This is a genomic window from Burkholderia sp. Bp9099, from assembly GCF_003857805.1.
Classification (GTDB): domain Bacteria; phylum Pseudomonadota; class Gammaproteobacteria; order Burkholderiales; family Burkholderiaceae; genus Burkholderia.
Map to the genome: position 1 here is coordinate 153,213 of NZ_QTPU01000004.1, position 20,667 is coordinate 173,879.

Genomic DNA, 20,667 nt, shown 5'->3' on the forward strand with positions numbered 1-20,667 from the left:
GCACCCCGATCCGATCCAACGTTTCAACGGGCGCCTATCATAGCAGTGGCCTTCGCGGCACCGGGCGCGCAGATGGCGCACTTGCCGCACGGGACAGTTGCGATGTCGCCGGTACAATGACCCGAATATTCAGACCACACGCCGCAATGCGCGCCCGGCGCGCGGTGCGGCGTCGCTTTCATCCTGCCATGCGTGTCAAACAGTTGCTTGCCGTGCTGCTTTCGGCGGCGCTCGCGCTGCCGCCGAGCGGCCATGCACAGCGCACCTCCGCGCTGCCGCTCGAGCCGGCGACCGGCGCCTCGCCGTCGATCTCCACGGTGCCGTCGGGCATCGCGACCGGCGTGTTCGGCACCTACGGCGGCGCGGAAAGCCGGTTTGCCGGCGCCGACGGCGCGTCCGCGCCCGGCGCGAGCCTGCGCGCGCCGCTGCGCACGCTGGAGCTGCCCGACCTCGGCGACGGCTCCGGCGGTTCGCTCACGCCGCAGGCCGAACGCCGTCTCGGCGAGCGCGTGATGCGCGAGGTGCGGCGCGATCCGGACTATCTCGACGACTGGCTCGCACGCGATTACCTGAACGCGATCGCGAAGCGGCTCGCGGCGGCTGCGGCGGCGCGCTACATCGGCGGCTACATGCCGGACTTCGAACTGTTCCCGGTGCGCGATCCGCAGATCAACGCGTTCTCGATGCCGGGCGGCTTCATCGGCATCAACAGCGGGCTGGTCGTCACGACGCAGACGGAATCCGAACTCGCATCGGTGGTCGGCCACGAGATGGGCCACGTGCTGCAGCGGCACATCGCGCGGATGATCGGCGCGAACGAGAAGACCGGCTACACGGCGCTCGCGACGATGCTGCTCGGCGTGCTGGCAGGCGTGCTCGCGCGCAGCGGCGATCTCGGCAGCGCGATCGCGATGGGCGGGCAGGCCTATGCGGTCGACAATCAGCTGCGCTTCTCGCGGTCGGCCGAGCGCGAAGCCGACCGCGTCGGGTTCCAGCTGCTCGCCGGTGCCGGCTACGACCCGTACGGGATGCCGGGCTTCTTCGAACGGCTCGAGCGCACGTCGATGGGCGACGCGGGCGTGCCGGCCTATGCGCGCACGCACCCGCTGACGGGCGAGCGGATCGCCGACATGGAGGATCGCGCACGCCGCGCGCCGTATCGGCAGCCGCACCAGTCGGCCGAATATGGCTTCGTGCGCGCGCGGTTGCGCATTCTGCAGAACCGCGCGCCGAACGACATCGCGGCCGAGGTGCGCCGGATGCAGCTCGAGCTCGACGATCGGACGGCACCGAACGTCGCGGCGAACGCGTACGGGATCGCGCTCGCGAACACGCTGCTCGGCCAGTACGATGCGGCCGACAAGGCGCTCGCGTCGGCGCGCGCCGCGTTCGACGCGCGCGAGCGGCGCGCGGACGATCCGGCGACGAGTTCGCCGAGCCTCGACGTGCTTGCGGCCGACATCGCCCGCCGCGCGGGACGGACCGACGACGCGGTGCGGCTCGCGGCGCTCGCGCAGCGGCGCTGGCCGGCGTCGCATGCGGCGATCGTCGCGCACCTGCAGGCGCTGATCGCCGAACGCCGCTTCGCCGACGCACAGGCGCTCGCGCGCAACCAGGCGCAGGCGGACCCCGAGCAGCCGGACTGGTGGGATTACCTCGCGAAGGCGAGCGACGGCCGTGGCGACGTGCTCGCGCGGCGCCGCGCGCTCGCGGAGAAGCTGGCGCTCGACGGCGCGTGGCCGTCGGCGATTCGCCAGCTGAAGGAGGCGCGCGACGCGAAGGACGTGTCGTTCTACGACCAGTCGATCATCGGCGCGCGGCTGCTGGAATTCGAGGCGCGCTACAAGGAGGAGCGCGAGGACGAGAAGAACGGCCGCGGATGACGGCCGTCAGACGGGCAGGGCGCTTGCGCTTCAGCTTCCGGTGCTGCCGCCGTTCGGCGCGCCCGACGTATCGTGCGCCCGCTGCGCGGGACTCGCGACGAAGCCGAACGTCGCCGGCACGTCGGCACGGGCGAGACTGCCGAGCGGCAGCGTGCGCCCGTCGCGCCAGCGCAGCACGGGCGGCGTCGCGTCGAAGTCCGCGTGATCGGCGAACAGGCCGAGGTCGTGGTCGTGCAACGCCGCGATGCGCGGCGGCGTGCCGGGCGCGCGCAACAGCACGCCGCCCGCATCGTCGAGCCACGCGGCGTCCGGCTCGAACGGCGCGCCGGTCTGGTCGGCCAGCGTGAGCTGCCCGTCGCGCTCGGCCAGGCGCACGACCCACGGCGTATAGGCGAGCTCGACATACACGCGTTGCGGCCCGTTCTGGAAGAACCACTGGCCGTGCGCATCGCATTCGTAGTTGCGCCCGATGAACGCGTTCAGCGCCGCATGCCGGACCGGCGAGCCGAGCTCGCCGGCGGCCTGCGCGGCGTCGTCGCGCAGCCGCCATTCGCCGCGCCGGTCGAGCAGCAGCCAGCCGGTGCAGTGCGGCACGTTCGGCCACTTGGCGAGGGCCTGCCTGACGATGTCATCCATGGTCGACGAATTTCGAGCAATAGCCGAACACCCGCGCCGACAGCCAGTCGAGGCGGCCGGGGAACGGCCCGGTCATGAATCCCGCATGGCCGCCGTCCGCCGGCTGGTCGAGCTCGACGGCCGGCGACACGTCGGCGGCACTCGGCAGCGCGGATTCGGGCAGGAACGGATCGTTGCGGGCGTTGAGGATCAGGGTGGGCACGTCGATCGCGGGCAGCAGCGGGCGCGTCGTGGCCTGGGTCCAGTAGTCGTCGGCGTCGGCGAAGCCGTGCAGCGGTGCGGTCACGACTTCGTCGAAGTCGCGCATCGTCACGGCCCGCAGCATCGCGTCGCGGTCGAACAGCCCCGGATACTGGTCGAGCTTCGCGAGCGCCTTGCGTTTCAGCGTCTTCAGGAAGCTGCGCGTATAGACCATCGCGAAGCCCTGCGACAGCGCGCGGCCGCCCGCGTGCACGTCGATCGGCGTCGAGATCGCGGCGGCCGCGTGCACGATCGACGTGTCGCTGCGGTGCTCGCCGAGCCAGCGCAGCAGCACGTTGCCGCCGAGCGACACGCCGGCCGCGACGATCGGCCCGCGATGCCGCGCGGCGAGCCGGCGCAGGATCCAGTCGACCTCGGCGCTGTCGGCGAGATGGTAGAAGCGCGGCTGCCGGTTGAGTTCGCCGCTGCAGCTGCGAAAGTGCGGGACGACGGCGTGCCAGCCCTTCGCGCGCGCGGCGGCCATCATTGCCAGCGCGTAGTGCGAGCCGGAACTGCCTTCGAGGCCGTGGAACAGCACGAACAGCGGCGCGTCGGGCGGCGGCGCGGCACTGTCGAGATGCGCGACCCAGTCGAGATCGATGAAGTCGTGGTCGGGGGTTTCCCATCGCTCGCGTCGGTACGCGACCGCCGGACGCCGTGCGAACAGCGCGGGCACGATGGTTTGGGCATGGCTGTTCGGCAGCCAGCGCGGTGCGCGATAGCGCAGTGAATCGTCGTCGGGGGCCGGGGCCCCTGTCAGCGGCGAGGTGGGCGGAGAAGCCGTACTCATGATCGCCCCGCTAATGCGTTGCTTCGTTCTTCGTCAGTGCAGCGGACCCTGCCCGTGACGGATCTTCGCGGCGAATTGTCCGGCCGCTTGTTCGGGAATCGGGCTCGCGTGAATATGCGCGATGCGCCACTCGCCGCGTTCGTGAATCATCACGTACGTGGCGAAAACCATGTCGGGTTCGGCCGTCAGGTCGGCCTGCTGATGCGCTTCGGCGATCGTGTAGACGACGGTGCCGAGGCTGTCGTATACGCGGATGTCGAGCGGTTCGATCGTCACGGGGCGCGTCGCGAGCCGGTTGGCCAGCCCGCTGCGGATCTGGTCGAGGCCGTGCAGATGCTCGCCGTCGGCCCAGACGCAGCTGGCGAAGTCCTCGTCGATCCACAACCCCAGCAGCGCGTCGAGATTGGCATCGGCGACGGCCTGGTAGTAGGCGTTCAGCGTATCGGCAGCGGCTTCGAAAAGGCGGGCAAAACGTGGCATCGGGGTTATCTCTCGCGCGCGTCGCGCGCCGTATTCAGCACGGCGGCCCGGATGGAGCCGCCGTACACCGGTGAATCGGATTGCCCGGCGCGTCGTGCGACGCTGCCGGCCAGGGTCAGCGCTGCCCGACGAGCATGCCGCGCAAATCGCCGAATACCTGCTCGGGACCGAGTTCGCGCAGGCACTTCAGATGGCCGAGCGGGCACTCGCGTTCGAAGCAGGGACTGCATTCGAGATGCAGCCATTGTACCTTCGCCAGGTCAGACAGCGGAGGAGTGTGGCGCGGATCGGTCGATCCGTACAGCGCGACGAGCGGCCGGCGCAACGCGGCCGCGACGTGCATCAGCCCCGAATCGTTGGTCACGACCGCGTTCGCGCGCGCGATCAGCGCACATGCCTCGGACAGCGACGTCTGCCCGCACAGGTTGCGCACGTTCGGCGCGTGGTCGGCGATCGCCTGCGCGGCGGCGGCGTCCTTCTGCGAGCCGAGTGCGACGATCTGCGTGTACGGGAACGACTGGTGGACGATCGTCGCGAGCGTCGCGAAATGTTCGGGCGGCCAGCGCTTGGCCGGGCCGTATTCCGCGCCCGGGCAGAACACGACGAGCGGCTTGCGCGTATCGAGATTGAAACGCGCGGACACGCGCGCCGTCTCGTTCAGGTCGGCGTCGAGGCGCGGCGCGGGCAGCGTCTTCATCGACTCGGGCAGCTTCGCGCCCGGCGCATACGCGAGCGCCGCGTAGTGGGTCGTCATCGGCGCTCGCTCGGCCGATTTGTCCGGGTTCGCGTGCCGCACGTTCAGCAGGCCGTAGCGATGCTCGCCCGTGTAGCCGATCCGCAGCGGGATGTTCGCGAGCCACGGGATCACCGCGGACTTCAGCGAATTCGGCAGCACGTACGCCGCGTCGTAGCCGACGTCGCGCAGGTCGCTCGCGAGCTGCCAGCGGCGCAGCAGCTGCAGCTTGCCGTGCGCGAGGTCGGTCGCGTAGACATCGTGGATCTCGGGCATCCGCTCGAGCACGGGCGCGACCCAGGTGGGCGCGACGGCATCGATCGCGATGCGGGGATGGAGCTTCTTCAGCAGCGCAAAAAGCGGCTGCGCCATCAATGCGTCACCGATCCAGTTCGGTGCGATAACCAGCGCTCGACGCATCAGGTCGACTTCCGATGTCGTAATGAAGCACGGCGCACAGGCACCGCGTTCGGGTTGTCAGAACAGGAAAAGGGCGGCGCGCCGGGATTCCGGCTGCGCCGCCTTGCGTGCGGCGGGCCCGCGGGCCCGGCCGGCCGGGGCTCAGTGGCCCTTGACCACCTCGCCGTCGCGCAGCTTGTAGCGCGTGCCGCAGTACGGGCAGCGCGCCTCGCCGTGCGAGACGTCGATGAACACGCGCGGGTGCGCGCTCCAGCGCGCCATGGCCGGGTTCGGGCAGTAGGCGGGGAGATCCTTGGCCGTCAGCTCGACCAGCGGCATTTCCTTGATTTCGCTCATGAGACTTTCTCTTATCACTCTTTTGTGGGGCGGTCGGTGGCGCAGCGCACTCAGACCTTCGTCAGCCAGTGCGCGTACTTCGCGTTCTTGCCCGACACGATATCGAAAAACGCCGACTGGAGCTTTTCCGTGACCGGGCCGCGCGCGCCGCTGCCGATCGTGCGGTTGTCGAGTTCGCGGATCGGCGTGACTTCGGCGGCCGTGCCCGTGAAGAACGCCTCGTCGGCCGTGTAGACCTCGTCGCGCGTGATGCGCTTCTCGATCACCTCGATGCCGGCGTCCTTCGCGAGCGTGATGACCGTGTCGCGCGTGATGCCGTCGAGGCACGACGACAGGTCGGGCGTGTACAGCTTGCCGTTGTTCACCAGGAAGAAGTTCTCGCCGGAGCCTTCCGACACGTAGCCGTCGACGTCGAGCAGCAGCGCTTCGTCGTAGCCGTCGGCGGTCGCTTCCTGGTTCGCGAGGATCGAGTTCACGTACCAGCCCGACGCCTTCGCGCGCACCATCGACACGTTCACGTGGTGGCGCGTGAACGACGACGTCTTCACGCGGATGCCCTTCGCGAGGCCTTCCTCGCCGAGGTACGCGCCCCACGGCCATGCGGCGATCGCGACGTGGATCGTGTTGCCCTTCGCCGACACGCCGAGCTTTTCCGAGCCGACCCAGATGATCGGGCGCAGGTAGCACGACTCGAGCTTGTTCTCGCGCACGACTTCGAGCTGCGCGGCTTCGAGCGTTTCCCGGTCGAACGGCACGTCCATCTGGAAGATCTTCGCCGAATTCAGCAGACGTTTGGTGTGCTCGCGCAGACGGAAGATCGCGGTGCTGCCGTCGGCCGTCTTGTACGCACGCACGCCCTCGAAGACGCCCATGCCGTAGTGCAGCGTATGGGTCAGGACGTGGATCTTGGCGTCGCGCCAGTCGATCAGCTTGCCGTCCATCCAGATCTTGCCGTCGCGGTCGGCCATTGACATAGGATTCTCCTGGAAGCGGTGAGGTGCTGCGGGTTGTGTGCAGCGTTGAGCCGGAAAGACGCATATTTTAGCGTCATTTGGCGTCGAGCCGGTCGGTCGGCCGAGGGCCGGGGCTATAATCGTCCGGCACCGATTCCAATGACGACGGGCCGTGCCGGCGGGAGACGCCGGAGCCCGGACGAACCGCCCGCTGCGGCCCGCTTTCCCATGCTCGCTCGATTGTCCGCCACCGACCGCTTCGCGCTGATCCAGGGCGCGCGTGACTATTCCCCGACCCTGATGGCGATCCTGTCCTGGGGGCTCGTCACCGGCGTCGCGATGAGCAAGTCGGTGATGACGCTCGGGCAGGCGAGCGCGATGTCGATCTTCGTCTACGCGGGCTCGTCGCAGCTCGCGGTGCTGCCGCTCCTCGTCGCGAAGCTGCCGATCTGGACGATCCTGCTCACGGCCACGATGGTCAACCTGCGCTTCGTGATCTTCAGCGCCGGGCTTGCTCCCCATTTTTCCTACCTGCCGCTGTGGCGGCGCCTCGCGATCGGCTATTTCAACGGCGACGTGATCTACCTGCTGTTCCAGAAACAGGGCTTCGCGAACGGCCACGTGCCGGGCAAGGAGGCGTATTTCTGGGGGATGGCGCTCGCGAGCTGGGCGTCGTGGCAGGCGTCGTCGCTCGCCGGCATCCTGCTCGCGAGCTTCGTTCCCGCGAGCTGGGGGCTGGAGCTGGCCGGCACGCTCGCGCTGATCCCGATCATGGTGTCGGCGGTCGCGAACCGCTCGACGCTCGCGGCCGTCGCGGTCGCCGGCATCGTGTCGCTCGTCGCGTTCGACCTGCCGTACCGGCTCGCGCTGCCGATCGCGGTGCTGGCCGCGCTCGCGGCGGGCAGCATGGCCGATTTCTTCGTCGAACGGGCCGACTGGCGGCGCATCCGTACCGAAACCGTGCACGAGAAGGAGATCGAATGAGCGCGACCGAGATCTGGATCGTCATCGTCGGGATGACGGTCGTCACGGCCGTCACGCGCGCGCTGTTCCTGCTCGGCGGCGAACGCACCGTGCTGCCCGAGCGCGCCCAGCGCGCGCTGCGCTACGCGCCGGCCGCCGCGCTCGTCGCGGTCGTGCTGCCCGACGTGCTCGAAACGCCGGCCGGGCTGTCGTTCGCGCTGTCCAATCACCCGTTCTACGCGGCGCTCGCCGGCCTCGGCTGGTTCTTGTGGCGGCGCAGCATGCTCGGTACGATCGTCATCGGGATGCTCGTCTTCACCGTGCTGCGCCTGATCTTCTGACGAATCGCCGCGCCGGCCGGCCGGGGCCGGCCGCTGGCGCGCGCGCATTGCTGCGTTGCGGCAATGTGTCGATGGCCACGCGCGATCCCAAATAGGCGGAATTCGCCGCCGCACGGGTCAGTCTGCCGGATGGATCGGCTAGAATGCCCGTTCGAGATTTTTTACCCGTGCGCGTCATGCGAACCGCCAGCCACGGCCGCATCCGGCGCCCTTTCGCGGCAGCCCGCGCACGTCCAGCGTGAACCCCCTTTCCCCATCCACTACTTCAATCTGTTCAACATGAGCCAAGTCAAGCGTCTTACCGACCTGATCGCCGCCGGCCAGCTCGCCGGCAAGCGGGTGTTCATCCGCGCCGACCTGAACGTCCCGCAGGACGATCAAGGCAACATCACCGAAGACACGCGCGTGCGCGCGTCCGTGCCGGCCATCCAGGCCGCGCTCGACGCCGGCGCGGCCGTGATGGTCACGTCGCACCTCGGTCGTCCGACCGAAGGCGAATTCAAGCCGGAAGACTCGCTCGCGCCGGTCGCGAAGCGACTCGCCGAACTGCTCGGCCGCGACGTGCCGCTCGTCTCGAACTGGGTCGAGAACGGCGTGAACGTCGCGCCGGGCCAGGTCGTGCTGCTCGAGAACTGCCGCGTGAACAAGGGCGAGAAGAAGAATTCGGACGAGCTCGCCCAGAAGATGGCGAAGCTCTGCGACGTGTACGTGAACGACGCGTTCGGCACCGCGCACCGCGCGGAAGCGACCACCCACGGGATCGCGAAGTACGCGCCCGTCGCATGCGCGGGCCCGCTGCTGGCCGCCGAACTCGACGCGCTCGGCAAGGCGCTCGGCAACCCGGCGCGTCCGCTGGTCGCGATCGTCGCCGGTTCCAAGGTGTCGACCAAGCTGACCATTCTCAAGTCGCTGGCCGGCAAGGTCGACCAGCTGATCGTCGGCGGCGGCATCGCGAACACGTTCATGCTTGCGGCCGGCCTGTCGATCGGCAAGTCGCTCGCGGAAGCCGATCTCGTCGCCGAGGCGAAGGCGATCATCGACGAGGCGCGCGAGCGCGGCGCGTCGGTGCCGATCCCGAGCGACGTCGTCACCGCCAAGGAATTCTCGCCGACGGCAGCAGCCACGGTGAAGCAGGTCGCCGACATCGAAGCGGACGACATGATCCTCGACATCGGCCCGGATACGGCCCGCGCGCTCGCCAGCCAGCTCGAGAAGGCCGGCACGATCGTGTGGAACGGCCCGGTCGGCGTGTTCGAGTTCGACCAGTTCGGCAACGGCACCAAGACGCTCGCCGAAGCGATCGCCAAATCGTCCGCGTTCTCGATCGCGGGCGGCGGCGACACGCTCGCGGCCATCGCGAAGTACGGCATCCACGACCAGGTCAGCTACATCTCGACGGGCGGCGGCGCCTTCCTCGAGTTCCTCGAGGGGAAGAAGCTGCCGGCCGTGGAAGTGCTCGAAACGCGGGCGGCCTGAGCGTGGTGGCGCGCGCAGGGGTGACGAAGGCCGCGCGCTCCGCGAAAGCGGAGCAGCCGGCCGGCGCGGGCAAGCGCAAACGCGCGCCCGCGCGGGCGAACTCCACCCCGCGCGCACCGGCGGCCGCCGGCGACGCGGCCATGCAGCACCACGAGATTCAGAACAAAGCGATGCCGGGCGCAAGCACCGGCACGCCCCCCGGAACGGCCGCCGCTGGGCTCGCCGATTCCGGCTCTCGCAGCGTTTCACCCAGCGCATCCACCTTGATCCAGATGAGGAGTTTCATGCAGCGCGCCACCAAGATAGTCGCCACGATCGGCCCGGCTTCCAGTTCGCCGGAGATTCTGCTGCAGATGATGCAGGCGGGCCTCGACGTCGTGCGGCTCAATTTTTCGCACGGCACGGCCGACGATCACCGCCAGCGCGCCGAGATGGTGCGCGAGGCCGCCCGCAGGGTCGGCCGCGAGATCGCGATCATGGCCGACCTCCAGGGCCCGAAGATCCGCGTTGGCAAGTTCGAGAACGGCAAGACGACGCTCGTGCCGGGTCAGGCCTTCATCCTCGACGCGGGCTGCGAGCTCGGCAACGACGAGCGGGTCGGCCTCGACTACAAGGAGCTGCCGCGCGACCTGAAGCCGGGCGACCTGCTGCTGCTGAACGACGGCCTGATCGTGCTGACCGTCGAGCGCGTGCTCGGCGACGAGATTCACACGATCGTCAAGGTGGGCGGCGAGCTGTCGAACAACAAGGGGATCAACCGCCAGGGCGGCGGCCTGTCGGCGCCCGCGCTGACCGCGAAGGACATGGAAGACATCCGCACGGCGATGTCGCTCGGCGCGGATCTCGTCGCGGTGTCGTTCCCGAAGAACGCGACCGACATGGAAATGGCGCGCCAGCTCGCGAACATCGCGGGCGCGCCGTACGGCATCAAGCCGAAGATGATCGCGAAGATCGAGCGCGCGGAAGCGATTCCGGCGCTGCAGAGCATCCTCGACGCGTCCGACGGCATCATGGTCGCGCGCGGCGACCTCGCGGTGGAAGTCGGCAACGCGGCCGTGCCGGCGCTGCAGAAGCGCATGATCCGGATGGCGCGCGAGTCGAACAAGCTCGTGATCACCGCGACGCAGATGATGGAATCGATGATCCACGCGCCCGTGCCGACCCGCGCGGAAGTGTCGGACGTCGCGAACGCGGTGCTCGACGGCACCGACGCGGTGATGCTGTCGGCCGAGACGGCCGCCGGCAAGTACCCGGTCGTCACGATCGAGACGATGGCGGCCGTGTGCGTCGAGGCGGAAAAGTCGGAGCACGTCGAACTCGACAAGGATTTCCTCGACCGCACGTTCACGCGGATCGACCAGTCGATCGCGATGGGCGCGTTGTTTACCGCCTATCACCTGGGTGCCAAGGCGATCGTCGCGCTGACCGAATCGGGCGCGACCGCGCTGTGGATGTCGCGTCACTACACGCACGTGCCGATCTTCGCGCTGACGCCGCGCGTCGGCAGCGAGCGCACGATGGCGCTGTACCGTAACGTGACGCCGCTGCACGTCGACTTCAACAGCGACCGCGACTCGGCGCTGCAGGCGGCGCTCGAGATCGTCGTCAAGCAGGGCTACGTGCAGCACGGCGACATGGTCGTGCTGACCGTCGGCGAGCCGATGGGGCAGGCGGGCGGCACCAACACGCTGAAGATCGTGCGGGTCGGCGAACATTATTGAGCGCCGGCGTGCACCGGGCCGGTCCGTCGACCGGTCCGACGGCCGCCCGAACTGATCGGGCACCGTTTATTCGACGAAAGCCGCGTGGGGTTCGATGCCCCGCGCGGCTTTTTTTCTGTTTTTTGGCCGCATTGTGCCGTGCGAAGGTAACAAAATGCGAGTACGCGCCACCGGGCGGTCGGAATCGGAGGCGCTTCGCGATAAAATGCGGCTATTCGACGCTCAGCCGCGCTGTGCCGCCCCGGATTCGACGGGGAGCGAGCGCCGCGCCGGCGTCAGGGCGCACCGGTTTTCATTCCAAGGAGTTCCACAATGCCTCTCGTATCAATGCGTCAATTGCTGGACCACGCGGCAGAGCACGGTTACGGCCTGCCGGCCTTCAACGTGAACAACCTGGAGCAGGTCCAGGCGATCATGGCGGCAGCGGACCAGGTCGGCGCGCCCGTGATCATGCAGGCATCGGCCGGTGCGCGTAAGTACGCGGGCGAGCCGTTCCTGCGCCACCTGATCGAAGCGGCGGTCGAGTCGTATCCGCACATCCCGGTCGTGATGCACCAGGATCACGGCCAGTCGCCGGCGGTCTGTACGGCCGCGATCCGCAGCGGTTTCACCAGCGTGATGATGGACGGTTCGCTCGAAGCCGACGGCAAGACGGTCGCCTCGTACGAATACAACGTCGACGTGTCGCGCAAGGTCGTCGAGATGGCGCACTCGATCGGCGTGACGGTCGAAGCCGAACTCGGCGTGCTCGGCTCGCTCGAGACGATGAAGGGCGACAAGGAAGACGGCCACGGCGCGGAAGGCACGATGACCCGCGAGCAGCTGCTGACCGATCCGGAGCAGGCCGCCGACTTCGTGAAGCTCACGCAGTGCGACGCGCTCGCGATCGCGATCGGTACCTCGCACGGCGCGTACAAGTTCTCGAAGAAGCCGACGGGCGACATCCTGTCGATCCAGCGCATCAAGGAAATCCACGCACGCATCCCGAACACGCACCTCGTGATGCACGGTTCGTCGTCGGTGCCGCAGGAACTGCTGGCCGAGATCCGCGAATTCGGCGGCGACATGAAGGAAACCTACGGCGTGCCGGTCGAGGAAATCCAGGAAGGCATCAAGCACGGCGTGCGCAAGATCAACATCGACACCGACCTGCGTCTCGCGATCACCGGCGCGATCCGCCGCTACCTGTTCGAGAACCCGGGCAAGTTCGATCCGCGCGACTACCTGAAGCCCGCGCGCGAAGCGGCGAAGCAGGTCTGCGTCGACCGCTACCTCGCGTTCGGCTGCGAAGGCCAGGCCGCGAAGATCAAGCCGGTGTCGCTCGACAAGATCGCCGAACAGTACAAGTCCGGCGCGCTCGCGCAGGTCGTGCGCTGAGACTGTAGTACGATTGCCCCGCCCGGTTTCGCGCCGGGCCGGGGCTGACTGCCTTGGGGCCGGATCGGATCCGGCTCCGGCAGCCGTTCCGTCCGGCCGAACAAGGGCCGGCCGGCAACCGACGGGCGTGATCTCCCGGCGGTTCGCCGACGCATTGCAAGACCGCCGTTCCCGCCTGCCGCGGGGAACGGCGTTTCCCTTTTTGTTTGGCTCCTTATCTGCGAAAAGACGATGTCTACCCTTTACGAATCCACGCTCCGCTCGCTGCCGCTCCTCGGTCGCGGCAAGGTCCGCGACAACTACGCGGTCGGCAACGACAAGCTCCTGATCGTCACGACCGATCGCCTGTCGGCATTCGACGTGATCATGGGCGAGCCGATTCCGAACAAGGGCCGCGTGCTGAACCAGATGGCGAACTTCTGGTTCGACAAGCTCGCGCACATCGTGCCGAACCACCTGACGGGCGACACGCCGGAAGCGGTCGTCGCGGCCGACGAGGTCGAGCAGGTCAAGGGCCGCGCCGTGGTCGTCAAGCGCCTCGAGCCGATCATGATCGAGGCGGTCGTGCGCGGCTACCTGGCCGGCAGCGGCTGGAAGGAATACCAGGCGTCGGGCGCCGTGTGCGGCGTCAAGCTGCCGGAAGGCCTGCAGAACGCGCAGAAGCTGCCCGAGCCGATCTTCACGCCGGCCGCGAAGGCCGAGCTCGGCGAGCACGACGAGAACATCACGTTCGAGGAAACCGAGCGCCGCATCGGCACCGAGCTGGCCGCGACGATCCGCGACATCTCGATCCGTCTGTACAAGGAAGCAGCTGACTACGCGGCGACGCGCGGCATCATCATCGCCGACACGAAGTTCGAATTCGGCCTCGACAACCACGGCAAGCTGTACCTGATGGACGAAGTGCTGACGGCCGATTCGTCGCGCTTCTGGCCGGCCGACCAGTACCAGGTCGGCACCAACCCGCCGTCGTTCGACAAGCAGTTCGTGCGCGACTGGCTCGAGGCGCAGCCGTGGGGCAAGACCGCGCCGGCACCGGCATTGCCGGCCGACGTCGTCGAGAAGACGGCCGCGAAGTACCAGGAAGCGCTCGAGCGCATCACCGGCCAGCCGCTCGCCTGAACGAAGGAACGCACGAAATGAGTGAAGTCCAGACTGCCCACACGCACAGCGCGCCGCTCGTCGGCGTGCTGATGGGTTCGAGTTCCGACTGGGACGTGATGAAGAACGCGGTCGCGATCCTGCAGGAATTCGGCGTGCCGTACGAAGCGAAGGTCGTGTCCGCGCACCGGATGCCCGACGAGATGTTCGACTACGCGGAGAAGGCGCGCGAGCGCGGGCTGCGCGCGATCATCGCGGGCGCCGGTGGTGCCGCGCACCTGCCCGGCATGCTGGCCGCGAAAACCACGGTGCCGGTGCTCGGCGTGCCGGTCGCGAGCAAGTACCTGAAGGGCGTCGATTCGCTGCACTCGATCGTGCAGATGCCGAAGGGCGTGCCGGTCGCGACGTTCGCGATCGGCGAGGCCGGCGCCGCGAATGCCGCGCTGTTCGCGGTGTCGATCCTGTCCGGCAACTCGGTCGACTACGCGAACCGGCTCGCCGCGTTCCGCGTGCGCCAGAACGAAGCCGCGCACGCGATGGTGCTGCCGCCGCTCGCGTGACGGCGCACCGGCGGCCGCACTGCGATGCCAGCGGCCGCCTGATCCTCCCCACTGCGGCGGGCGTTGCCCGCTGCGACCGACCACTGACATGACCGCAACTCCTGATTCCGTTTCCCCGATCCTGCCCGGCGCGTGGCTGGGCATGGTCGGCGGCGGCCAGCTCGGCCGCATGTTCTGCTTTGCCGCCCAGTCGATGGGCTATCGCGTCGCCGTGCTCGATCCCGATCCGACGAGCCCCGCCGGCGCGGTCGCCGACCGTCACCTGCGCGCGGCCTACGACGACGAAGCCGCGCTCGCCGAACTGGCCGAACTGTGCGATGCCGTGTCGACGGAATTCGAGAACGTGCCGGCCGCGAGCCTCGATTTCCTCGCACGCACGACGTTCGTCGCGCCGGCCGGCCGCTGCGTCGCGGTCGCACAGGACCGGATCGCGGAGAAGCGTTTCATCGAGGCGTCGGGCGTGCCGGTCGCGCCGCACGTCGTGATCGAATCGGCGGCGGCGCTCGCCGCGCTCGACGATGCCGCGCTCGACGCGGTGCTGCCGGGCATCCTGAAGACGGCGCGCCTCGGCTACGACGGCAAGGGCCAGGTGCGCGTGAGCACCGCGCGGGAAGCGCGCGACGCGCATGCGTCGCTCGGCGGCGTGCCGTGCGTGCTCGAGAAGCGCCTGCCGCTGAAATACGAAGTGTCCGCGCTGATCGCGCGCGGCGCGGACGGCCGCTCGGCCGCGTTCCCGCTCGCGCAGAACGTGCATCACAATGGCATCCTCGCGCTGACGGTCGTGCCGGCGCCGGCCGCCGATGCCGCGCGCGTCGAGGAGGCGCAGCAGGCAGCCGTGCGGATCGCCGATACGCTCGGCTACGTCGGCGTGCTGTGCGTCGAATTCTTCGTGCTGGAAGACGGCTCGTTCGTCGCGAACGAAATGGCGCCGCGCCCGCACAACTCCGGCCACTACACGGTCGATGCGTGCGCAACGAGCCAGTTCGAGCAGCAGGTGCGCGCGATGACGCGCATGCCGCTCGGCAACCCGCGCCAGCATTCGCCCGCCGCGATGCTGAACATCCTCGGCGACGTGTGGTTTCCGAACGGTGCGGCCGAGGCAGTCACGCCGCCGTGGGACACGGTCGCCGCGATGCCGGCCGCGCACCTGCACCTGTACGGCAAGGAAGAAGCGCGCGTCGGCCGCAAGATGGGTCATGTGAACTTCACGGCCGAGACGCGCGACGACGCGGTTGCCGCGGCCACCGCGTGCGCGCAGCTGCTGCGCGTGCCGCTCGACTGAGGCACCGGCCGATGTCCATCGATCTCCCGAACACCGTGACGCCCGCGCAGATCGACGCGGCTGCCGCGCTGCTCGACGCGGGGCAACTCGTCGCATTCCCGACCGAAACCGTGTACGGGCTCGGCGGCGACGCGGCGAATCCCGAGGCCGTCGCGCGCATCTATGCGGCGAAAGGGCGGCCGGCGAACCATCCGGTGATCGTGCATCTGCCGCCCGGCGGCGACCCGGGCTACTGGGCCGACGACCTGCCGGCCGATGCGCAGGCGCTGATCGATGCATTCTGGCCGGGCCCGCTGACGCTGATCCTGAAGCGTCATGCGCGCATTCCGGATGCCGTGAGCGGCGGCCAGGATTCGGTCGGCCTGCGCTGTCCGTCGCATCCGGTCGCGCAGGCGCTGCTGGCCGCATTCAGCGCGCGGCGCGGCGGCCACGGCGGCGTCGCCGCGCCGTCCGCGAACCGCTTCGGCCACGTGAGCCCGACCACCGCTCAACATGTGCGCGAAGAATTCGGCGACACCGTGCACGTGCTCGACGGCGGTCCGTCGGAAGTCGGCATCGAATCGACGATCCTCGACCTGTCGCGCGGTTTTCCGGCGCTGCTGCGCCCGGGCCACGTGACGCCGCAGCAGATCGCCGACGTGCTCGGCCGCGCGCCGCGCCTGCCCGACGGCAGCGATGCGACCGCGCCGCGCGCGTCCGGCACGCTGAAGGCGCATTACGCGCCGCGCACGCCGCTCGCGCTGCTGCCGTTCGACGCGCTCGAGCCGCTGCTCGCGGCCGCGCAGACCGACGGCGAACGCGTCGCGCTCGTCGCGCGCGCGTCGCGCGCGGGACGCTGGGCGCAGGCCGACGGCGTGCATTTCGTCGCGGCGCCGGAAGATCCGCAGGCATATGCGCGCGATCTGTACGGGATGCTGCGCGCGCTCGATCGTGCGCAGGTCGCCCGCATTCTCGTCGAGAAGCTGCCCGAGACCGTCGAGTGGATCGCGGTCAACGATCGTCTCGGTCGTGCGGCCGCGGCGTTCGAAGCGCGCGACTGACGCGGCTTTCCGACGCCGTCCGCTCCGGAATGAAACAACGCCCGACCGGCGAACCGGTCGGGCGTTATTGTTTGCGCGCGTGGCGGGCGGCTTATTTGCCGACGCCCGAAGCCGCGATCTGCTTCTCCACGAACTGTGCGAACAGCGCGTGCAGGCGCGTCGTCGGGTGGACCGTGTCGGCGAACATGTAGGTCTGGTCCGCGTTCGGGACCGTGTAGGTCTGCGGCGAGCAGAACAGCGACGAGCCGAATGCGGTCGCGTTCGCGACGCCGTACTGCGTCGCGGCCGCGACCATCGCCTTCAGGTTGCACGCGGTGTCGGTGTTCGACACGCTGAAGCCGTTCGCCTGGTAGTTGGCCGCGATGCCGTCCTGCCACGTGAACGTGTCGAGCAACGCGACCTTCGTCGTGTCGACCTTCAGCGCAGCCAGCGTGCCGGCGAGCGTCTGGTTGAACAGCCCCGACAGTTGCGTGAACGCGGCCTGCGTCTGCGCGCCGCCCTGCAGCGCGAGCGGCGTGCCGCCGATGTCCGGCACGTTCGACACGTACACGTGCGCCGCGCCCGCCGCGACGATCTGCTGGACGATCCCGCCGAGCTGCTGCGCGGCCAGGCCGATCGCCTGCGCCGCCGCGAGTTGCGCGGCCGGCGTGTTGCCTTGCGCCTGCGCGACCTGCGCCTGGTAGAAGATGTCGTTCGCGCCGCCGTTGACCAGCACGATCTGGCCGGCGTTGAAGCTGCCGTGCTGCGTCAGGTACTGCTTGACCTGATCGGCGATCGGCGTCGTGGTCGCCTGCGCGTAGTCGGCGTTCGGCACGCTCGCGTCCGCGTGGCCGATGCCCGGCTGCAGCGTCACGCGCGAGCCGCCCTGTGCATAGCCGAGGCCGCCCGTCGCCTGCAGCGGAATGCCGAAGCCGCCCTGGTTCGCGGGCTGCAGCGTGTCGCCGTAGTACTGCGCGACATCCTGGGTCCACACCTGGCCGGGGTTGGTCGTGAAGCGGCCGCCGCCGAAGCCGAGCTTGATCTGCGAGTAGGTGCCGGCGTCCGACAGGCTGTCGCCGAACGATACGATCTGCATCTTCACGCCGGACGGCGGCGTGTTCGACGCGCTGCTGCTGTTGTTGTCGTCACCGCCGCCGCATGCGGCGAGCAAGGCGAGCGCGGCGCCCGCGATCGCGACTTGCGCGGTGCGCAGCAGGCGTTGGCGGTTGCGCGACGGAGTGTGTTGTCGTGACTGCATCGATGGATCTCCTCGTAGATATGGCCTGATGTATTGTGCATCTGCCGCGCGTCTCCTCCGGTACTGGCTGCGCGGCGGCCGTTGGCTGAAGCGGATTATTGGTCGCGCACGGCCGCGAGCGGCGTGGTGCGCGGATCGTGGTTTGCGGCCTCGGCGATCTGCGCATGATAAGCGCTCGCCCATTCGGGCGGGCCGAAAATCGCGCGCAGCTTGTTGCGCCATCCATGGACGCGCAACGCGTCGGCCGCCATCGACACCCACTCGTGAAACGTCGCGACGAGCGGGTTGTTCGAGCCGAGCGGCTCGACGATTCCGAATTGCGGCGGATCGTCGGGCGACTCCTCGACGTAGCTGCCGAACAGGCGATCCCAGATCACGAGCACACCTGCGTAATTGCGGTCGATGTAGCGCGGGTTGCGTGCATGGTGCGCGCGATGGATCGACGGCGTGTTGAGCACGTATTCGAGCCAGCCGAGCTTGCCGATCGCCTGCGTATGCACGAAGAACTGGAACGCGAGGTTGATCAGCACGACGCCGACGATCTGCTGCGGCGGAAAGCCGAGGAACGCGAGCGGCAGCCAGAACGCCCACATGCCCGCGACGGGATACATCAGGCTCTGCCGGAACGCGGTCGAGAAATTCATCCGCTCGGACGAGTGGTGCACGACGTGCGCGGCCCACAGCCAGCGCACGCGATGGCTCGCGCGATGGAACCCGTAGTAGAGGAGATCCTGGCCGACGAACAGCACGGCGAACGACAGCCAGCCGTCGTGCCACGTGAACAGCCGGAAATGTGCGTAGCAGTACGCATAAACGGGGATCACGAACAGCCACGCGAGCTTGTCGGCGGCCTGGTGCATCAGCGCGAGCGCCGCATTGCACAGCGTGTCGCCCCACGCATAGAGATGATCCTGCGCGCGCGTGCGGGCGAGGTGCCAGGCCTCCCACGCGATGCAGAGCAGGAAGACGGGCGCCAGCGCGAGCAGAAGCAATTCGACGTCGAATCGCATGGACGTGTCTCCTCCTTTCCCCTGCAAGCCGTGAGGCCGGGCGTATGGCCCGTTGTAGATATCGGTCAGGCCAACAGCCTACGCAATCGGCACGCGCTAGGCGAGGGGGCAGCGTAGAGGGTTCCCTCTGAGCGGCCCAAACCGGTCGCTTCGCGCCAGGCCGCCGAGGGGGCGTCGTGCGGGGCGGAAAACCTGGGGGCGGCCCGGCGTTTTCTTGAGGACAGGGTTTCTACGGAAGCCATGCGGAACGGGGCCGCGCGGTGCGGCCCCGTTTCATGGGCACGGCTGGCGGGCGCTGCGCGGCGCGCCGGCGGCCGGGACCGTTTCAAACCGCGCGGCGAGAACGCCCGGGGTGCGGGGCGCCCCGACATGTGGCGCCGCCCGCGATCGACGCAAGCCGGCAGCGCGGCATGCGTGCGCCGCTTCGCGGCGCGTGCGTCGTCAGTGCGCGCCCGCGTAGATCCATTCGAGCAGCGTGTCGTGCGCGGCACGCGCGCCTTCGGCGCGATCGTCGTTGATGAAGCTGACGACGATGTAGCTCTGCCCGTCGGCGCCCGCGACGTAGCCCGCGATCGCGCGCACGTCGCGCAGCGTGCCGGTCTTGATGTGCGCGTTGCCGAGCACGCCGGCGTTGGTGAGACGGTTCTTCATCGTGCCGTCGATGCCGGCGATCGGCAGCGAATCGATGAACGCCTGCGCGACGGGGCTCGCGTTCGCCGCCTGCAGCAGCGCGGCGAGCGACTGCGCGCTCACGTGTTCTTCGCGCGACAGGCCCGAGCCGTTCTCGAGGTCGAGGTCGGGCATCGCGATCCCGCTCTTCTGCAGGAACGCGCGAATCGCGCGACTCGACTGCTCGGGCGTCGCGGGCGGCTTGCCGGCGACCGCGCCGATCGTCAGGAACAGGTTGCGCGCCATCACGTTGTTGCTGAACTTGTTGATGTCGTAGACGATGCTGCCGAGCACGGGGCTGTGATGGACCGCGAGCGGCCGTGCGGTGGTTGGCACCTTGCCTTCGCTGACGGGGCCCGCGATCGTGCCGCCGTCCTGCTGCCACAGCGCGAGGAAGCCGCGTGCGAAGAACGTCGTGTGATCGAGGATCGCGAGGTTCGTGGTGTGCGCGCCGCAGCGCAGCGGATAGTCGCCGGCGAACGAGGCGGTCATTATGCCGCCGCCGCCCGCCGACAACGTCGGACGCGCGGCCGCGGCCGCCGCGCCGCACGACCCGGTGCCTTCGACCAGCTGGTTGTCGATCGACAGGTTCGCGAGCGGCGGCAGCACGTCGACGGCGATCTTGCCGTCGTCGCCCGGCGTCACCGTGAACGACACGGCCTTGAACGCATACAACAGCGGATCGGGGCCGACGTTGTACGGCGCGCTCACGTCGTCGTCGAACGACGGCAGGTCGCGTGTCGACGCGGCGAAATAGCTCTTGTCGAGCACGAGGCCGCCGGCCACGCGCTTGATGCCCGCCTTGCGGATCTTGTCGACGAGGTCGATCAGTTCCTCCGGTACGAGCTTCGGATCGCCGGTGCCCTTGATGTAGAGGTTGCCCTGCAGCGTGCCGTCCGGATCGACCGGGCCGTCCGCGTACGCGGTGGTGCGCCAGCGGAAGTCGGGGCCGAGGATCGACAGCCCCGAGAAGGTCGTGACGAGCTTCATCGTCGACGCCGGCATCATCGGCCGGCTCGCGTTCCACGCGATCAGCGGCTCGGGATCGCCGACGCGCTCGACGACGACGCTCATCGCCGAGGCCGGCACCTTCGCCCGCTGCAGTGCGACGAGCACGGACGCCGGCAGGCCGGCCGCCCGCGCGGCGGGCGACACCACGGCGGTCTTGCGCGCTTCCTTGTGGGACTTCTTGCGGGCCTGCGCGGACGGTGCGAACGCAAGGGCCGTGCAGGTGGCGACGACGGCGGCCGCCCGCAGGAAGGGGCGGGCGCGGGGGGCGAACCGGGCGGAAAAATCGGAAATCGGCATGGGCGAATACGGGAAAAGCATCGGGCTCGGGCAGGGCGCGCGCGGCGCCGGAGCGCACATTGTAGAGACAAGTGCGCACACGCCCCTTGCAATCCGCCTTTCTGTTGCATT

The 20,667-nt window shown here is 69.0% G+C and carries 20 protein-coding genes; 10 read left to right on the forward strand and 10 right to left on the reverse strand.

Going from position 1 to position 20,667, the window contains the following annotated elements:
• Nucleotides 1-188: 188 nt before the first annotated feature.
• Nucleotides 189-1,883 carry a M48 family metalloprotease gene (locus DIE17_RS05810; RefSeq protein ID WP_124521089.1) on the forward strand — a complete coding sequence of 565 codons (1,695 nt, stop codon included), beginning with the start codon at nt 189-191 and terminating at the stop codon, nt 1,881-1,883.
• A 30-nt stretch (nt 1,884-1,913) separates the two neighbouring features.
• Here DIE17_RS05810 and DIE17_RS05815 read toward each other — a convergent pair whose 3' ends face one another.
• From DIE17_RS05815 to DIE17_RS05840, 6 genes are all read right to left on the reverse strand, one after another.
• On the reverse strand, nt 1,914-2,519 hold the full coding sequence (locus DIE17_RS05815) for a DUF2946 family protein (RefSeq protein ID WP_044844511.1): 606 nt from the start codon (nt 2,517-2,519) through the stop codon (nt 1,914-1,916).
• Nucleotides 2,512-3,549 (reverse strand): hydrolase, encoded by a 1,038-nt coding sequence (locus tag DIE17_RS05820; protein WP_044844510.1) that lies wholly within the window; start codon nt 3,547-3,549, stop codon nt 2,512-2,514. Before DIE17_RS05820 ends, DIE17_RS05815 begins: the two co-directional genes overlap by 8 nt.
• Before the next feature lie 33 nt (nt 3,550-3,582).
• Entirely contained in the window at nt 3,583-4,029 is a 447-nt protein-coding gene (locus DIE17_RS05825; protein ID WP_006749968.1) for a nuclear transport factor 2 family protein, read from the reverse strand.
• 115 nt (nt 4,030-4,144) lie between these two features.
• Nucleotides 4,145-5,182, reverse strand: coding sequence for a lipopolysaccharide heptosyltransferase II (gene waaF / locus DIE17_RS05830; protein WP_044844509.1), 1,038 nt, complete (start codon nt 5,180-5,182; stop codon nt 4,145-4,147).
• A gap of 141 nt (nt 5,183-5,323) precedes the next feature.
• Entirely contained in the window at nt 5,324-5,518 is a 195-nt protein-coding gene (locus DIE17_RS05835; RefSeq protein WP_006749970.1) for a zinc-finger domain-containing protein, read from the reverse strand.
• Nucleotides 5,519-5,568: 50 nt separating this feature from the next.
• Nucleotides 5,569-6,492: a branched-chain amino acid transaminase gene (locus tag DIE17_RS05840; RefSeq protein ID WP_047898927.1), complete on the reverse strand. Its 924-nt coding sequence runs from the start codon at nt 6,490-6,492 to the stop codon at nt 5,569-5,571.
• Nucleotides 6,493-6,699: 207 nt separating this feature from the next.
• Between DIE17_RS05840 and DIE17_RS05845 the strand changes: the two genes are divergently transcribed.
• The 3 genes from DIE17_RS05845 (at nt 6,700) to DIE17_RS05855 (ending at nt 9,251) form a co-directional block, all read left to right on the forward strand.
• Entirely contained in the window at nt 6,700-7,455 is a 756-nt protein-coding gene (locus DIE17_RS05845) for an AzlC family ABC transporter permease (protein WP_124486923.1), read from the forward strand.
• Nucleotides 7,452-7,775, forward strand: a complete 324-nt coding sequence (locus DIE17_RS05850; protein ID WP_124486924.1) for an AzlD domain-containing protein — start codon at nt 7,452-7,454, stop codon at nt 7,773-7,775. Before DIE17_RS05845 ends, DIE17_RS05850 begins: the two co-directional genes overlap by 4 nt.
• 279 nt (nt 7,776-8,054) lie before the next feature.
• Nucleotides 8,055-9,251: a phosphoglycerate kinase gene (locus DIE17_RS05855; RefSeq protein ID WP_124521091.1), complete on the forward strand. Its 1,197-nt coding sequence runs from the start codon at nt 8,055-8,057 to the stop codon at nt 9,249-9,251.
• A gap of 157 nt (nt 9,252-9,408) precedes the next feature.
• Here the strand turns inward: DIE17_RS05855 and DIE17_RS37855 are convergent, their stop codons facing one another.
• Nucleotides 9,409-9,537: a hypothetical protein gene (locus DIE17_RS37855; protein WP_257773798.1), complete on the reverse strand. Its 129-nt coding sequence runs from the start codon at nt 9,535-9,537 to the stop codon at nt 9,409-9,411.
• On the opposite strand from DIE17_RS37855, the gene pyk reads away from it, so the two are divergent.
• The 6 genes from pyk (at nt 9,536) to DIE17_RS05885 (ending at nt 16,332) form a co-directional block, all read left to right on the forward strand.
• Complete coding sequence (gene pyk, locus DIE17_RS05860) at nt 9,536-10,972, forward strand: pyruvate kinase (protein ID WP_044844504.1); 1,437 nt, start codon at nt 9,536-9,538, stop codon at nt 10,970-10,972. The genes DIE17_RS37855 and pyk overlap by 2 nt on opposite strands.
• Before the next feature lie 312 nt (nt 10,973-11,284).
• On the forward strand, nt 11,285-12,349 hold the full coding sequence (gene fba, locus DIE17_RS05865) for a class II fructose-bisphosphate aldolase (RefSeq protein WP_044844503.1): 1,065 nt from the start codon (nt 11,285-11,287) through the stop codon (nt 12,347-12,349).
• 231 nt (nt 12,350-12,580) lie between these two features.
• Nucleotides 12,581-13,471, forward strand: coding sequence for a phosphoribosylaminoimidazolesuccinocarboxamide synthase (locus DIE17_RS05870; RefSeq protein WP_124521093.1), 891 nt, complete (start codon nt 12,581-12,583; stop codon nt 13,469-13,471).
• 17 nt (nt 13,472-13,488) lie between these two features.
• Nucleotides 13,489-14,010: a 5-(carboxyamino)imidazole ribonucleotide mutase gene (gene purE / locus DIE17_RS05875; protein WP_044844501.1), complete on the forward strand. Its 522-nt coding sequence runs from the start codon at nt 13,489-13,491 to the stop codon at nt 14,008-14,010.
• 88 nt (nt 14,011-14,098) lie between these two features.
• Nucleotides 14,099-15,292, forward strand: coding sequence for a 5-(carboxyamino)imidazole ribonucleotide synthase (locus tag DIE17_RS05880; protein WP_044844500.1), 1,194 nt, complete (start codon nt 14,099-14,101; stop codon nt 15,290-15,292).
• A gap of 11 nt (nt 15,293-15,303) precedes the next feature.
• Nucleotides 15,304-16,332: an L-threonylcarbamoyladenylate synthase gene (locus DIE17_RS05885; RefSeq protein WP_044844499.1), complete on the forward strand. Its 1,029-nt coding sequence runs from the start codon at nt 15,304-15,306 to the stop codon at nt 16,330-16,332.
• 91 nt (nt 16,333-16,423) lie between these two features.
• On the opposite strand, the gene DIE17_RS05890 is transcribed toward DIE17_RS05885, so the two are convergent.
• The 3 genes from DIE17_RS05890 to dacB form a co-directional block, all read right to left on the reverse strand.
• The gene (locus tag DIE17_RS05890; protein ID WP_124486926.1) at nt 16,424-17,569 is read right to left on the reverse strand and encodes an SGNH/GDSL hydrolase family protein; all 1,146 of its coding nucleotides are present in this window, start codon (nt 17,567-17,569) and stop codon (nt 16,424-16,426) included.
• Nucleotides 17,570-17,664: 95 nt separating this feature from the next.
• The gene (locus DIE17_RS05895) at nt 17,665-18,579 is read right to left on the reverse strand and encodes a sterol desaturase family protein (RefSeq protein WP_124521095.1); all 915 of its coding nucleotides are present in this window, start codon (nt 18,577-18,579) and stop codon (nt 17,665-17,667) included.
• Nucleotides 18,580-19,020: 441 nt separating this feature from the next.
• Entirely contained in the window at nt 19,021-20,556 is a 1,536-nt protein-coding gene (gene dacB, locus DIE17_RS05900) for a D-alanyl-D-alanine carboxypeptidase/D-alanyl-D-alanine-endopeptidase (protein ID WP_124486928.1), read from the reverse strand.
• Nucleotides 20,557-20,667: the final 111 nt, after the last annotated feature.

Bases quoted from the DNA above. Each gene is read 5' to 3' on its own strand.
- DIE17_RS05810 (WP_124521089.1), top strand. From the start codon at position 189: ATGCGTGTCAAACAGTTGCTTGCCGTGCTGCTTTCGGCGGCGCTCGCG.
- DIE17_RS05815 (WP_044844511.1), bottom strand. From the start codon at position 2,519: ATGGATGACATCGTCAGGCAGGCCCTCGCCAAGTGGCCGAACGTGCCG.
- DIE17_RS05820 (WP_044844510.1), bottom strand. From the start codon at position 3,549: ATGAGTACGGCTTCTCCGCCCACCTCGCCGCTGACAGGGGCCCCGGCC.
- DIE17_RS05825 (WP_006749968.1), bottom strand. From the start codon at position 4,029: ATGCCACGTTTTGCCCGCCTTTTCGAAGCCGCTGCCGATACGCTGAAC.
- waaF (WP_044844509.1), bottom strand. From the start codon at position 5,182: ATGCGTCGAGCGCTGGTTATCGCACCGAACTGGATCGGTGACGCATTG.
- DIE17_RS05835 (WP_006749970.1), bottom strand. From the start codon at position 5,518: ATGAGCGAAATCAAGGAAATGCCGCTGGTCGAGCTGACGGCCAAGGAT.
- DIE17_RS05840 (WP_047898927.1), bottom strand. From the start codon at position 6,492: ATGTCAATGGCCGACCGCGACGGCAAGATCTGGATGGACGGCAAGCTG.
- DIE17_RS05845 (WP_124486923.1), top strand. From the start codon at position 6,700: ATGCTCGCTCGATTGTCCGCCACCGACCGCTTCGCGCTGATCCAGGGC.
- DIE17_RS05850 (WP_124486924.1), top strand. From the start codon at position 7,452: ATGAGCGCGACCGAGATCTGGATCGTCATCGTCGGGATGACGGTCGTC.
- DIE17_RS05855 (WP_124521091.1), top strand. From the start codon at position 8,055: ATGAGCCAAGTCAAGCGTCTTACCGACCTGATCGCCGCCGGCCAGCTC.
- pyk (WP_044844504.1), top strand. From the start codon at position 9,536: ATGCAGCGCGCCACCAAGATAGTCGCCACGATCGGCCCGGCTTCCAGT.
- DIE17_RS37855 (WP_257773798.1), bottom strand. From the start codon at position 9,537: ATGAAACTCCTCATCTGGATCAAGGTGGATGCGCTGGGTGAAACGCTG.
- fba (WP_044844503.1), top strand. From the start codon at position 11,285: ATGCCTCTCGTATCAATGCGTCAATTGCTGGACCACGCGGCAGAGCAC.
- DIE17_RS05870 (WP_124521093.1), top strand. From the start codon at position 12,581: ATGTCTACCCTTTACGAATCCACGCTCCGCTCGCTGCCGCTCCTCGGT.
- purE (WP_044844501.1), top strand. From the start codon at position 13,489: ATGAGTGAAGTCCAGACTGCCCACACGCACAGCGCGCCGCTCGTCGGC.
- DIE17_RS05880 (WP_044844500.1), top strand. From the start codon at position 14,099: ATGACCGCAACTCCTGATTCCGTTTCCCCGATCCTGCCCGGCGCGTGG.
- DIE17_RS05885 (WP_044844499.1), top strand. From the start codon at position 15,304: ATGTCCATCGATCTCCCGAACACCGTGACGCCCGCGCAGATCGACGCG.
- DIE17_RS05890 (WP_124486926.1), bottom strand. From the start codon at position 17,569: ATGCAGTCACGACAACACACTCCGTCGCGCAACCGCCAACGCCTGCTG.
- DIE17_RS05895 (WP_124521095.1), bottom strand. From the start codon at position 18,579: ATGCGATTCGACGTCGAATTGCTTCTGCTCGCGCTGGCGCCCGTCTTC.
- dacB (WP_124486928.1), bottom strand. From the start codon at position 20,556: ATGCCGATTTCCGATTTTTCCGCCCGGTTCGCCCCCCGCGCCCGCCCC.